The 13830-nt window shown below is 53.9% G+C and carries 9 protein-coding genes, 1 rRNA gene and 1 pseudogene; 5 read left to right on the forward strand and 6 right to left on the reverse strand.

The window, feature by feature from the left end:
* A 5S ribosomal RNA gene (gene rrf / locus FEAC_RS00990) occupies positions 1-91 on the forward strand; the annotation flags it as partial.
* Positions 92-349: 258 nt separating this feature from the next.
* Complete coding sequence (locus tag FEAC_RS00995; protein WP_052565103.1) at positions 350-2167, forward strand: ABC transporter substrate-binding protein; 1818 nt, start codon at positions 350-352, stop codon at positions 2165-2167.
* A 444-nt stretch (positions 2168-2611) separates the two neighbouring features.
* Here the strand turns inward: FEAC_RS00995 and FEAC_RS01000 are convergent, their stop codons facing one another.
* Positions 2612-3553 (reverse strand): ABC transporter permease, encoded by a 942-nt coding sequence (locus FEAC_RS01000; protein ID WP_035391550.1) that lies wholly within the window; start codon positions 3551-3553, stop codon positions 2612-2614.
* Positions 3554-3649: 96 nt separating this feature from the next.
* Complete coding sequence (locus tag FEAC_RS01005; RefSeq protein ID WP_035391549.1) at positions 3650-4552, reverse strand: ABC transporter permease; 903 nt, start codon at positions 4550-4552, stop codon at positions 3650-3652.
* Between the two features lie 317 nt (positions 4553-4869).
* Here FEAC_RS01005 and FEAC_RS15415 point away from each other — a divergent pair, with 317 nt between their 5' ends.
* From FEAC_RS15415 to FEAC_RS01015, 3 genes are all read left to right on the forward strand, one after another.
* Positions 4870-5052, forward strand: a complete 183-nt coding sequence (locus FEAC_RS15415) for a hypothetical protein (protein WP_160290300.1) — start codon at positions 4870-4872, stop codon at positions 5050-5052.
* Positions 5053-5440: 388 nt separating this feature from the next.
* Positions 5441-6850 (forward strand): NAD(P)/FAD-dependent oxidoreductase, encoded by a 1410-nt coding sequence (locus tag FEAC_RS01010; protein WP_052565105.1) that lies wholly within the window; start codon positions 5441-5443, stop codon positions 6848-6850.
* Positions 6851-6858: 8 nt separating this feature from the next.
* On the forward strand, positions 6859-8907 hold the full coding sequence (locus FEAC_RS01015; protein ID WP_035391547.1) for an ABC transporter ATP-binding protein: 2049 nt from the start codon (positions 6859-6861) through the stop codon (positions 8905-8907).
* A gap of 290 nt (positions 8908-9197) precedes the next feature.
* Here the strand turns inward: FEAC_RS01015 and FEAC_RS01020 are convergent, their stop codons facing one another.
* From FEAC_RS01020 to FEAC_RS01035, 4 genes and pseudogenes are all read right to left on the reverse strand, one after another.
* Entirely contained in the window at positions 9198-10586 is a 1389-nt protein-coding gene (locus FEAC_RS01020) for an FAD-binding oxidoreductase (protein WP_052565242.1), read from the reverse strand.
* Between the two features lie 709 nt (positions 10587-11295).
* A pseudogene (locus FEAC_RS16220) lies at positions 11296-11526 on the reverse strand (integrase core domain-containing protein); the annotation flags it as partial.
* Positions 11527-11764: 238 nt separating this feature from the next.
* Complete coding sequence (locus FEAC_RS01030) at positions 11765-12133, reverse strand: DsrE family protein (RefSeq protein ID WP_052565106.1); 369 nt, start codon at positions 12131-12133, stop codon at positions 11765-11767.
* A gap of 64 nt (positions 12134-12197) precedes the next feature.
* Positions 12198-13802: an ABC-F family ATP-binding cassette domain-containing protein gene (locus tag FEAC_RS01035; RefSeq protein WP_035391542.1), complete on the reverse strand. Its 1605-nt coding sequence runs from the start codon at positions 13800-13802 to the stop codon at positions 12198-12200.
* Positions 13803-13830 lie beyond the last annotated feature (28 nt).

The raw sequence follows: 13830 nt of genomic DNA on the forward strand, positions 1-13830 counted from the left end.
CCCGTTCCCATTCCGAACACGATCAGTTAAGCCCACCCGCGCCGATGGTACTTGGGGGGAGGCCCCCTGGGAGAGTAGGGCACTGCCGCTCGTTTAACAACCCCCCTCCTTGTGAGGGGGGTTGTTCTGTTTTGGGGGTCTCTCCTGCTGTGGCACCGTCGGAAAAGTTTTGAATTTCTGCGGAATCAGTTGCGGTTCTTGGTTAAAGGTAATAATATAGTTCCAATTCGGGGATACGGATAGGGAATGTATCGTCGTTTGTTGGTCGGATGATTGCACCAGACCTAGGGCGTTCGCTCACTGAGGTAATCGTCTGAGGGATGATACAACCGGGGAGGACTGTTGCGGTATGGGAGGAAGTAGGGGTTGGTATAAGGTTGGTCTGTTAGCAGGTGCGATGTCGCTGATAGCAGCAGCATGTGGCTCCGCTAGCTCAGGGGCGGCGGCGTCGGGATCTTCTACGGCTCAAGTACCTGCGAATTATGCAAGTTATGCGCTTCATACTGGAGATACTTATTCGTGGGTGCTTCCGATTCCGAATGAGGCTAATTATGAGCCTTGGGATCAGAATGCAGAATATGGTATGTATCGGCCACTGTATGTCGCAGGTAGTGGGGCCAGTCCGGTGGTCAACTATGCCAATAGTATTGCTCAGAAGCCGGTGTACTCCAACGGTAACAAGACGGTCACTGTGACCCTCAATCCTTGGAAGTGGTCTGACGGCAGTGCTGTGACCGCCAGGGATGTCCAGTTCTTTTACAATCTTTATGTGGCAAATAAGTCGCAGATAGCCACCTATGTACCTGGTAACTTTCCAGATAATGTCGCGAAGTTTACGGTAGATTCACCGACCCAGTTTACGCTCACGCTCAAGAGTGCGGTCAACCCGTTGTGGTTCACAGACAACGAGTTGACCGACGTGGTGCCGTTGCCGCAGCAGAGTTGGGATCGAACGTCGCTCTCTGGGAAGGTTGGCAACTATGACCTGACCACTTCTGGTGCTAAGGCTGTCTTTAAGTTCCTCTACGCTCAGTCTTCAAAGTTGGCGACCTACGCTACGAATCCTCTTTGGAAGGTTGTCGATGGGCCCTGGAAGTTGCAATCGTATGATCCAACCACAGCCCGGACCGTTTTCGCGCGAAACAAAGCTTTCACGGGTCCAGACAAGCCGAAGCTTTCTGGGTATGTGTTGGAGAGTTTTTCTTCGCAGACTGCGGAGGTCGACGCGTTGAGAAACGGCAGTCTTGACTATGGTTACCTCCCGCTCAGTGATGTTAAGCTTGCGTCGACCTTCAAGGCTGGCGGTTACACGATTGCACCGTGGGCAACGGACTATGTGCAGTGGGCGGAGTTGGGTTACACTAGCAAAACCTGGGGCCCGTTAGTCAAGCAGCTCTACATCCGTCAGGCACTGCAACACTTGATCAATGAGCCGTTGTACTTGAGCGCTACCCTTCATGGTGATGGTCAGCTGACCTATGGACCTGTCCCGAATCTTCCCGGTTCACCTTATGTCTCGGCTCAAGAGAAGCGTGACCCATATCCGTACTCTGTCAGCAGCGCCAAGGCTTTGCTTGCGGCTCACGGGTGGAGCGCTGGTTCTGGTGGAGTGCTGATCTGTTCGAACCCGGGCACCGGGGCTTCACAGTGTGGGGCTGGCATTAGTAAAAATGAGCCATTGAGCCTGAAGTTCATGTATCAGACTGGTACACCTACGCTACAGGCACAGGTTGAGGCGTTTGCTACTGCGGCGAAGTCAGCTGGAGTTGATCTTGTTTTGGATCCACAGTCGCAGTCCACCATGTTCTCTGTAGGTGGGGTTTGCCCATCCTCTGGACCCTGCAATTGGGGTATCATCTTGTATCGGACCTTTCTCTGGAACTATGGTCAAGGTGATGTGTTGCCTACGGGGGGACAGATGTTCGGTTCTGGTAACTACTGGGGTGGAGGTTATAGCTCGGCGAAGGCCCAGAGTTTAATCAACGCCACCCATACACAGGCTGGTCTACAGCCGCTGTTCAATTACGAGAACTATATCTCCTCCCACGTTGCTGCTCTCTGGTTCCCGACGTGGGACTGGCAGGTGTCGGTGGTCTCCAATCATCTACATGGATGGAATCCGCAGCAGGTGTTTGGTAATCCGGTTCCATCACGGTGGTACTTTTAACGGTTGTTGTTCGAGTGGGATTGGGCTGAAGTTGTCATATATCCCACTCACGGTTCGTGGTTGATCAGACCAGACAGGAATGCAAATCCGGTCTGTAAGGGTGAGCTCAAGGACCGTCTGGAACTACCAGTTCTTGTGGGTCACCGCTCTGATATTCACTATCTATGAAAGCTAGCCCTCGAACGACCTAATTCATGGAGACGCGGACGATCACAAAAGATCAGCTACAACTACTACCAAGCCTATGAACTAACCGAGGTTCACAAGTAGACCTAGCTGTCAGGGGCGGAAGGTTGCGGAGGTAGAACTTAGCTTTGCTTGGCCTACGCGCAGGCAAGCCAATATCGTGGTGCATCGCGGCCAGTTCAACTCCTCAGGCTCACCGGGGTGAAGCAATGGGCTCAGGTCTCACCGTGAACCTGGACGGCCCGGGCTGGGACGGCCTCATTGGACCCTGACCCGTGGGTCGATAACGCCATAGAGAATGTCAACTATTAGGTTTCCCAAGACGGTCATCACTGCGATTATAAGGACTATACCAAGGAGGACCGGGAAGTCACGAGTTTGTGCGGAGTTCCAGAAGAGCAGACCCGCTCCCGGATAGTTGAAGAGCGCTTCTACTATAAGCGAACCGGAGACGGTATAAGGGAGTGAGAGTCCTAGGAGAGTGAGAGTTGAGTTAAGTGAGTTCCTCAGCACATGCCTTAACAGGACGGTGCGGTTGCGTGCTCCCTTCGATTTCGCTGTTCGAACGTAATCTTCTAACAGATTATCTATTACCGAGGATCGCATATATCGACTGAAGTAGCTCACGTTGGCGAGACTGAGGGTGATGATCGGGAGGGCCAGGTCGGTGGCGTCGATCGAGAGGCTGCCACCGAAGTTGGAGGCGGTTGAAGGGAAGATCGGTAACCAGATGTTGAGGACGACGATGAGCACTACCCCCAAGAGAAATGTCGGCATCGAGTACATGACCAGCATGGTGCCGCTTAGTGCATGATCGTCTAGATGATTACGACGATATCCCTGCCAGAGCCCCATTGGTATTGCGATGGCGACGGCGAAGAGTAGGGAGACGGCGACAAGCAGAAACGTGCGTGGCACGTACTCGCTGAGCAGGGTGGAGACATTCTCGCTGAGCTTATAGGAGTATCCTAAATTGCCTCGAAGCGCATTCCATGCCCAGGTCAGATACTGGACTGGTAGAGGTTTTAGCAGACCTTCTTGGACCTCTAGGGCATGCACTTGTATTGGACTTGCCTTCTGCCCAAGTTGAGCGCGAACGAGGCCACCAGGAAGGAGATGCAAGATGATGAAGACGATGATTGAAACCGCGATGATGGTGATGATGGCTTGCCCGCAGCGTCGAAGAATATAGCGAATCATACGAGCTCCTTTCGAACTGCAGCCCGGGTGCCGGTATGGGTATGCCATAATGCATTGTCGCTATGGCGATGGTAGTGTCTTGACATCTCGAGTCCTCTATCGTTGGGCCAGCCGTGCTTCTACGACATCTCGCAGGGCATCACCTAGAACGTTTACCGCTAGTACCGTTAGGACTATGAATACTGCGGCTGGCCAGAGCTGCCACCAGTAGCCGTCGAATATGTTATTCACGCCGCCGGCGAGAATCTCTCCCCAGTTGGTAGCTGGTGGGGGGATGCTGAGCCCTAGATATCCGAGAGCTGCGAAGGTAAGAATGGCATCAGCCACCTTGAGGGTTCCGTTTACCACGAGAACACCTAGCACGTTGGGCATGATGTGACGGGCAATGAGACGCCAGCGCGGTGCGCCGAATCCGGAGGCTGCTACGACGTAGTCGCGAGTTTTCAGACTTAGAGTCTCACCACGCACGAGCCGAGCGGTCGAAAGCCAGCTGACGCCGGATATCACGAGGATGATCAGCCATAGTGTAGGTCGAACGATCGATGCGAGCAAGATGACGAAGAAAAGGAAGGGGATCGAGAGGAGCGCATCTACGATCCGCATCATAACCGAGTCAACCAAGCCGCCAACAAAGCCACTAATCGTTCCCCACACTAGCCCAAAAGCCGAGGCCAGGACTCCAACAGCCAAGCCGAGTTCAATGGTGCTTTGGCCGCCGAGCATTAGCCTTCCTAACTCGTCGCGCCCAGTGGGGCTAGTTCCAAGGATATGGGTGGAAGATGGTGCTTGATTCTCAAGCAGGAGTTGCGCTGATACTTGATTTGTATGGTACACCAACGGACCTATGAAGCAAAATAGGATGATTAGAATCAGGATGACGAGGCTGCCTACCGCTAGCTTGTTGGCAATGAACGTGCTGAGTGCGGCTCTCAGTGCCCCCATCCTTTGGTCGACAGCTGCAGCGTGAGTACTCGGCTGCTCAGTCTTCATAGCCGTCATTGCCCCTCCTTCAACCGGCCATCCTCAACCGTCGCTTCGACGCGCTAACTCGGCATGACCAAGTCGTCTCTGACGATGAGTTGCTAGTCATGATACAGCAATATGAGGAGACGGACAACATCGGATCCGAACTTCTTGGTCAGAACGGTAGCACTATGAGGCATCAAACCTGAAGGTTTCAGTCCCTCCGAGCGTTGGTGTACCTGGATCGAGGTAATGTCGATCTAGATTCGGATTCGGTTGCAAAGTTGTTCAAATGGTAATAATGTCTTCGTGGGAGTGATGTGATAGACGGGATTACGTAGTAGCACTTGTTGGTGATTGCCTTCGAGAAGGGGAGATCTGGCGGCCTGTATGAGGGGAGGGCATTGTCACTCATCGGCGATATACAGACGACGAGTATTCGTAAGCATAGGGTGGGATCGTTTGTTCGAGAGATCGTGTGGATGCCAGCGATGTCTATTGGCTACAGTTCGTCTTCTGTGCGAGGCATGGCATAAGAATATCGACTCGCTGAGGGTGTGTTTGCTATTTGACTTCAGTGGACCCACTTTGTTGGGATGGAGAGGCAAATCCACGCCGCGGGGGTTGCTTTGGTATCTGCTAGACGGCCGCTCCACGATGTGGATATTGGGTTAGGAGGCAGGATGCTCGTGATGAATGTATGGTACAACAGTGGGCAACCTATGGAGGTAAATCATCAAATGTCGCAAGTGAGGTCCTCGTCGGGAGGTTGTAGTTGTGGTTTTTGGAGGTAACGGTTGCCTTCAAGCCTGTCGGAATTACGAATGTGGCAGCGGCTGGGCTATCTTGTGCTTATGCGCTCAACGACTACCAGGTGGGAGGACGCCATGATAGTTCGACCTGTACTCACGGAAGAGGTACAAATTGGATGTTGAACGCGAAGCAATTCGCTCCTTGGTTGCGGCTCGGGACGGGGTCTATTGGCTTGCCGAGGGTGTTGTACCCGTATTTGGTTCGCCGCTCAGTGATCATCAAGACGTTGATCTGGTGATTGTTGGGGCGGGTTTTCTTGGATTGTGGAGTGCCATCCTCATTAAAGAGCGCTTCCCTGAGTGGGAGATTGTGGTCGTAGACGGCGGCCGGGTTGGTTTTGGAGCAAGTGGCCGGAATGGCGGTTTTGTAGATGCGAGTTTGACGCATGGACTTGAGAATGGTCTCGGTCGTTGGCCCGAGGATATCGAGGAGCTTGAGCGTCTCGGCGGGGATAACCTTACCGCCCTTGCCGAGTTCATAGAACGTCATTCGATAGATTGTGATTTTGAACGCAGTGGATCGCTGGATATTGCCACGGAACGCTGGCAGCTCGATGGTTTAGAGAAGTACGCGGAGACCGCCAGACGTTATGGCCACGATGCTGGCGTGCTCGATCGCAACGGAGTCCAGGAGCTTGTGCGGTCGCCGCTGTATCAAGGAGGACTTTGGACTACGAATCGCACGGCGCTGGTCAATCCAGCGCGTTTGGCATGGGGTCTGGCTCGTGTGGCGATCGAGCTGGGAGTGACGATCCATGAGGGAACTGTAGTGACCAGTGTGCACGATGTGGGAGGCATGGTCGAGGTCGATACTGCTCAAAGTGGCTCATTGCGTGCTGCCAAGGTTATCCTTGCGACGAACGCGTTCCCTCCGCTGCTCTCAGGGGTAGCTAGTTTTATCGTCCCCGTCTACGACTACGTTCTAATGACGGAGCCCTTGTCGTCATCGCAACTTGAGGAGATTGGATGGCGCGGCCGCCAAGGACTTTCTGACCTTGGCAATCTATTTCACTACTACCGCCTCACCAGCGATAATCGCATCCTTTGGGGTGGGTATGATGCTATCTATCATTATGGTTCTCGAGTCAGTACCGCCTACAGATTGCGCTCAAAAACTCATTTGATGCTTGCTCGTCACTTCTTTGAAACCTTCCCGATGTTGGAGGGTATTCGCTTTACCCATGCTTGGGGCGGTGCAATTGATACTTCCACGAGATTTTCGATGTTTTTTGGGTCACGCTATCAGGGCAAGGTCCATTACGCCCTTGGGTTTACCGGACTGGGTGTTGGGGCTACTCGGTTTGCAGCTCAGGTTCTATGTGCGCGTATGGAGCCAAAGATGTCACCATTCGATCATCTTGGACTGGTTCGAACAAAGCCGATGCCGTTCCCGCCTGAGCCATTGCGTTCACTTGCGGTCGCAGCTACAAGGCGTTCTTTGATGCGAGCCGATACCCATGGCGGACATCGAAATCTTTGGTTACGGACACTCGACCGCTTAGGCGTCGGTTTCGATTCATAGGGGAGAAGATGTCGAAGCTATTAGAGGTGAATGAGCTCTCAACAGAGATACGTCAGCGTCGTGGGGTCGTGCGCGCCGTAGATGGCGTGAGTCTTTCCGTGGAGCGCGGCGAGACGCTTGGTGTGGTCGGGGAGTCTGGATGCGGCAAGACGATGACGGCGCTATCGATCGTGCGGCTCTTGCCGGCCGGTGGTGTGATCGCGAGCGGAAGCATCAAGATCGATGGTGAAGAGCTGGTGGGTGCCTCCGAGGCCCGTATGCGTGCAGTGCGCGGCGACAGGATTGGGGTCGTATTTCAGGACCCGATGACTAGTCTTAACCCTTCGAAGACTATTGGTTGGCAGATCGCTGAGTCGCTTATGATTCACAAGGCTGCGAGTAAGTCAATGGCTCGTAAACGAGCGCTTGAGGTGCTCGAGCTGGTCAAGATCCCAGCTGCAGCGGAGCGACTGAACGATTTCCCGCATCAACTCTCAGGTGGAATGCGACAACGAGTTATGATTGCAATTGCGCTGGCTAACTCCCCCGAGCTGCTGATCGCCGATGAGCCGACCACGGCGCTAGACGTTACCATTCAGGCGCAGATCCTGAGTCTTTTGGATGAGCTCAAGTCTACCTTGAATATGGGGCTCATCCTGGTTACTCATGATCTCGGAGTTGTTGCTGGTCGTGCCGATCGGGTGATGGTGATGTATGCGGGTCGCGTTGTCGAGAGTGCCGAGACTGGCCGGTTGTTTGAAGCAATGCGTCACCCTTACACGTTTTCCCTCTTTGCTTCGATCCCTCGCATCGGTGACGATCGCGAGCGGGTACTCACCAGCATTCCAGGACTGCCGCCCGATCTTGCCCATCCTCCTAAAGGGTGCCGTTTCGCTGAGCGCTGTCGGTTTGCGCAAGATCGCTGCCATAGTGAGGATCCTGCACTCGTTGGCGAGGAGCATAGATATGCGTGTTGGTTTCCGGTGAACCATGAAATTCGTTCAGCGGTGGTTGCATCCAAAGATCGACATGCCGCACGTTCGATTGGCGACGTTCCGCTCCTCGAGTTGAAGGGATTGGTCAAGGAATACGACATATTCGCAGGTGCATTAAGACGAAAAGCGGGCAGCGTGCACGCGGTTTCCGGCATAGATCTTACCCTCTATGAGGGTGAGACCATTGGAATCGTTGGTGAGTCAGGTTGTGGAAAGTCGACGCTTGGTCGTATGATGGTCGGTTTGGAACGGCCAACTTCTGGTCAGATACTTTATAAGGGTGTCGACATAGCGATGCGTTCTTCAGGAGAGATGCGGAAGCTTCGACGCAACTTTCAGCTCATGTTCCAAGATCCCTACGCGTCGCTAGATCCTCGTATGCGTATAGGGCCCGCACTGCTTGAGCCTGTACGGGTACAGCATGTTGGTGGTTCTCGCGACCAGGAGGCGCGCATGTATCAGCTGCTTGATGAGGTGGGGCTCAGACATTCTGCAGTGGAGCGCTATCCTCATGAGTTTTCAGGAGGGCAGCGACAGCGAGTAGGCTTTGCCCGGGCGCTGATGCTTGAGCCGGGTCTGGTGGTAGCAGACGAGCCCGTCTCTGCACTCGACGTATCGATTCGTAGTCAAGTCCTCAACATGATGCGACGACTTCAAGCACGCTATCGGCTCACCTATGCACTCATCTCTCACGACCTTTCTGTCGTCAGCTACTTGGCTGACAGAATTGGCGTTATGTACCTTGGCGAGTTGGTTGAGTTGGCTACCGCGTCTGACGTCTTTTCAACTCCTGCGCATCCATACACTCGTGGACTGTTGCGTTCGGTGCCAATTCCTGATCCTGCCATCGAACGTGAGAAGGCGAGGATCGGCCAAATTGTTGGTGAACTTCCGTCACCGTTGTCGCCGCCCAGCGGTTGTCGCTTCCATCCGCGATGCCCCTATGCCTCCGATAGGTGTTCAGTAGATCACCCGGAGTTGCGCATTGTGGCTACTGGGCATAGCGTTGCCTGTCACAATGCAGAACAGGTGCTAGAGGATGCATGGGAACTTGAAGGACTCGCACGGATAATCGACCATTGAGGATGAGACGTTGCCTGGCTGAGTCACCTTTGTCGGTTGGTCGCCGGGCAATTAACTGGAGGAACGAGGTCACATTACAGGCGAGCTGAGACCAGGTTGTCATCACGCGGTACACGCAATGCGACTCCTGTGGCCGCGTCAGGTTTAAGAGAAAATGCTCATACAGCTTCCCTGGTGATCAGTGGTAGTGAGATTTCGAATAGCGCCGGTTGGGCCGGGTCTCTCGGATTCAACTCTTACTGTCTCGCTCGGGCACGATCCAGCTATATCTTGGTCTGCGGCGTGTAACGCTACTGATCTACTAGCTTGGTTGGGTTGAGAATCCAGTTTGGATCGAAGGCCCTCTTGACCTCGGCTATCAGTTTGACCTGGTGATCGCCGAGTTCAATATCTTGGTATCTCTTTTTCAACAAACCAACGCCGTGTTCGCCGGAGATGGTGCCGCCCAGGGCAATAGCCCTTCCCACCATCTCTGAGAAGGCATGTTCTGCTGCCGCTTTACCCGCGTCATCTGTTGGCATCACGATGGTTGGGTGAAGGTTGCCGTCGCCACCGTGGCCGAAGGTGCCGATTGTTAGACTGTAACGTTCTGCAACCGCGGAGATCTCAGCCATCATCTCCGCAATGCGTGAGGTTGGCACGCAGACATCGTCTAGAAGTACCTTACCTAGTCGCTCCAGGGCTCTAAGTGCTAATCTCCTTGCCTGTAAAAGAGCGTCCGCTTCGTAGGTATCGGTGGCTAGATAGACCTCGGTTGCCTGTGATCGTTCGGCGATCGATTTAATCAGGTCGAGTTCTGCAACTCCGGCCTCACCATCTAGGTCCGATTGAGCTATCAGCATCGCTGCGATTGAGGAGTGTAGGCCCATTGGGGTCATCTTTTCCACCGCAGCGAGTGTTGTGTCGTCCATTACCTCCAGCAAAGAAGGCGTGCACGATTTGGAGATCTCAGTGATAGCTTCGCCAAGGGATGTGAGTGAGTTGAATACCGCTACCAGAGTTCCAGCTGGCTTAGGAAGTTGTCGGACAAGTCGCAGAGTGGCCTTGGTGATGACCGCCAGGGTCCCCTCGGAACCGACGATCAACCCGGTCAGATCCAGGCCAGCGACCCCCTTTTTGGTGCGGCGCCCCAGGTTCATAACGGTTCCATCAGCCATGACTACCTCTAGGCCCAATACGTAGTCGCGAGTTACCCCGTACTTTACGCAGCATAGCCCTCCGGCGTTGGTGGCGATATTGCCTCCAACTGTTGAGAATGAGAAGCTCGCTGGATCAGGCGGATAACTGAGGCCAAACCGCTCCGCTTCGGCCTTTAGATCCTTATTGATAACGCCTGGCTCGACGGTGGCAATGAAGTTGATGGGGTCGATCTCGAGAATCTTGGTCATGCGGGCCAGACTCATCACCAAAGATCCGTCTATGGCGTTGGCACCACCAGCCAGGCCGCTACCGGCACCACGTGGTACCACCGGGATGTTATACCTGTGGGCGATAGCGAGCGACCTGGAGACGTCCTCTGTCGATTTTGGTAACAGCACTGCGAGGGGTTTGCCTACCGCCACGCCGGTTGCATGGTCCGATGAGTAAGAACTGGTGATGTCCGGGTCGGTAATTATCGAAGCGGGATCCAGGAGCTGTGCGAGTTCAGCCAAGACATCGGAATGGTTGGAGTGCGTCACCTCGTTGGTTGTCTGAGTCGAGGGGTCGTTGTTCACCAAACATTACAATAGTTGACCGCCATCCTCTGCGCAAACTGCCGGATGTCTGCACTACTCCAGGGCTCATGGCTGTCGACACTAAGGATCACCTAGCTCCTATCCGTTGGGTGTGTGCAGTAGGTGTTGCTTGTTCGTGAGGTCATCATTGCAAGAGTTGTTCGACCGGCAAAGAGGATTTCAGATGGATTGAGCGAGGTGTTATATCTTCAGAACAGCCTGTGATCAACGTTGTTGAAGCTGCATCTCGGCCGTAGTGACTAGTTCGCGAAGGAACTGCGCTAGTGCTCGTCTGTTGTCGTAGTCTTCAATTTTGAGCCAAGTATTCAAGAGACCATTCTAAGTTTCGCATATTCGACTTAGTTGTCGACATAGCGATCAATGCTGTAGAGCGCACGCTGCAACCCGGTGGGAGTAGTTTCAGGTTCGCGGTCACGATGTGTACAGCTACATCGCACGCTACGTCCACCAAGACGCAACATAGCGACCCAGTGACGCGCACCACCACGCCTAAAGCTGCGTGAGGAGCTTGGGAAGCCCCGTGCGTAAGAGCGGGGAGGATGTCACGTTAGATAATCGGGTCATCGGAAGAAAACGGGTATACCGGTACCAAGATCGACCATAAATCAGTAAGCCGTCAAGCGTTCTGATGTGCTTGGCCGAATTGAAGCCGTCATTCCGAGAGTTCTAAGCTGCACCACCCGTTAACAGACGGTATGGAATTGCTCACCAAATGGGACGCTGGACCTCGCTTACCCATGCAGCTTGTAGCGTAGCGGTTTGTTCTAACGCAAATCGACGATAAATAGTCAATGCTCGAATGTCTACGCTTCCGGTTGTACCACTGGATCCAATCAAAGATTGCGGTTCTTGCCTCCTCTGGCGTACTTAAGTCGGTTCGGTATACGAGCTCCTTTCAAGGTGGAAGCAGCCAACTCAAGCAACTCACATCGGCCATGCCCATGGATGCGATGATGGTGAACGACACGCTGACGACGCAGCGAACAAAAGCGCAACTAACCTGTGCAAAACTGGCACAAGCTTGGGTGGCCATCCATTGCCTCCTCGGTATGAGCCTAAAATTGCGTTAGATATCGGTAGCCGGGTGCGTGCCAGGCGACGATCGTCTCCAACTTCCGATGTTACGTAAGCTTGAGATATGCCTTTCCATCGCGTTGTGCCCTGATGAGCTCACCGATAGCACTTGGCACGATCGTCACATAAGAAAAGAGCGCATCCTGGGCGATGGCGCGCTTGCGAAGCGAGTTGTTACAAGCCACAAACGAGACGCCTCGGTTTGCAAGTTTGTTGAGTTCGACGGACAGATGCGTGGTATCGCGTCGGACGAGGTCGATGCCTCTACCCGAACATACCACCTCGATCGAGGCAGATTCGTCCTCGAGTAATAAGTTTTCGATCTGCTGGAGAACTTGGCTCCACGCCTCTTGGTCTGGAGTATCGAGCTGGATTACCGCTTCGAGTTTGGAGTCGTTTGGTGAGTCGGAATTCATGTGATCGAGGCTAACCGGGGAAAGCTTGGAAGAACTTAAGAAGATGGCAGACTGGAATGCGTAATCAGGCGAGGGTTACCAGCTCGAGAAGTTCCTCGTTCCAATAGTCTTCAACCCCATCTGGTAGCATCAATACCCGTTCTGGTTTAAGGGCCTCGACCGCACCAGGATCGTGGGTAACCAGAATGATAGCGCCGGTATAGCTGCGTAATGCTGCGAGTACTCGGTCGCGGCTAGCAGGGTCAAGGTTGTTAGTGGGTTCATCTAGGAGGAGCAGGTTGGCGCGCTGTGAGACAAGGGTAGCCAGCGCCAGCCGCGTTTTTTCGCCACCCGAGAGAGTGCCACTCGGCTGATTAAACATCTCCGAAGTGAACATGAACGAACCAAGAATTTGACGGAGGTCGGTATCAGTTACATCAGCTGGTGCGCCATTTCTCAGGTTCTCTAGTGGAGTAAGGTCTGGATTCAACATCTCATGCTCTTGGGCATAGTAGCCCACAACAAGGCCTTTGCCGGGATGAATCTCTCCCGCATCGGGAGCTTCCACATTGGCCAACAGGCGCAGTAGTGTTGTCTTCCCAGCGCCGTTGAGACCGAGGATTACCACGCGTGAGTGCCGATCTATTGCAAGGTCAATGCCGCTTAAGACCTCCAGCGAACCGTACGATTTAGCGAGTCCGTTTGCCTGTATGGGAGTCTTGGTGCAAGGCAATGGCTGAGGGAAGCGAATATTCGCAACCTTCTCTGATTGGCGGACATCATCGACGTTGTCGAGGATCCGGGTCACACGGCGATCGAGCACCTTGGCTTTTCGCGCACGCTTTGCGGTCGAGCCACGCATCTTGTCGGCCTGCCGCTTCAACTGGGTCGCCTTGCTGGTTTCGACCTCGTACTGGTGTCGACGTCGTGCCTCATCTTCGGCTCGAGCCACCAGGTAGGCTCGATAATGAAGGGTGTACAGATCGAGAGTAGATCGCTGCGGATCCAGAAAGGCGACGCGATTAACGACCGATTCCAGGAGCCTTGCATCATGTGAGATAACTATCAGCCCACCGTGGAAGTTTTTCAGGAAGTCGATGAGCCAGTTAATCGAGTCGGCGTCGAGGTGGTTGGTAGGCTCGTCGAGTAGGAGTAGGTCTGCCTCCGAGAAAAGTATTCGTGCAAGCTCAATCCGCCGCCGCTGTCCACCACTTAGCACACCGATTGGTTGTGTGAGAACGTGAGCTTCGATGCCGAGGGAGTTAGCCAACACTGTGGCATCGGATTCGGCACGGTAACCGTCGCGGTTGGCAAAGAGCGTCTCTATATGGCCGTACTCCTTCGTAGCCTGCTCCTGTGCCGGTCCATGTGCTTCAGTCATGAGATGTTGAAGCTCGGTCAGCTTTGCAAAAAGATCATCGAGTTGACGTCCGGAGAGAATGCGTGAGAGTGCGGTTAGCTTAGGGTCTGCGGCGAGAGGGTCCTGTGGCAAGTAGCCAACTGAACCAGCCCGCTCAAGAATTCCCTTGGCCTCAAGTTCTCCAGCAAGGACCTTCATTAGGGTAGTCTTACCTGCGCCGTTGCGACCGACTAGTCCAACGCGATCCCCTTTGTCGACGAGCAGGTTGAGGTCATCAAATAGGAGTCTGGCGCCATATTCAAATTGCAACGACTTTGCGTGGACAAGCATGATTCTCAATTCCGAGAGTGGAGAGGTG

This window comes from Ferrimicrobium acidiphilum DSM 19497, assembly GCF_000949255.1.
GTDB lineage: Bacteria > Actinomycetota > Acidimicrobiia > Acidimicrobiales > Acidimicrobiaceae > Ferrimicrobium > Ferrimicrobium acidiphilum.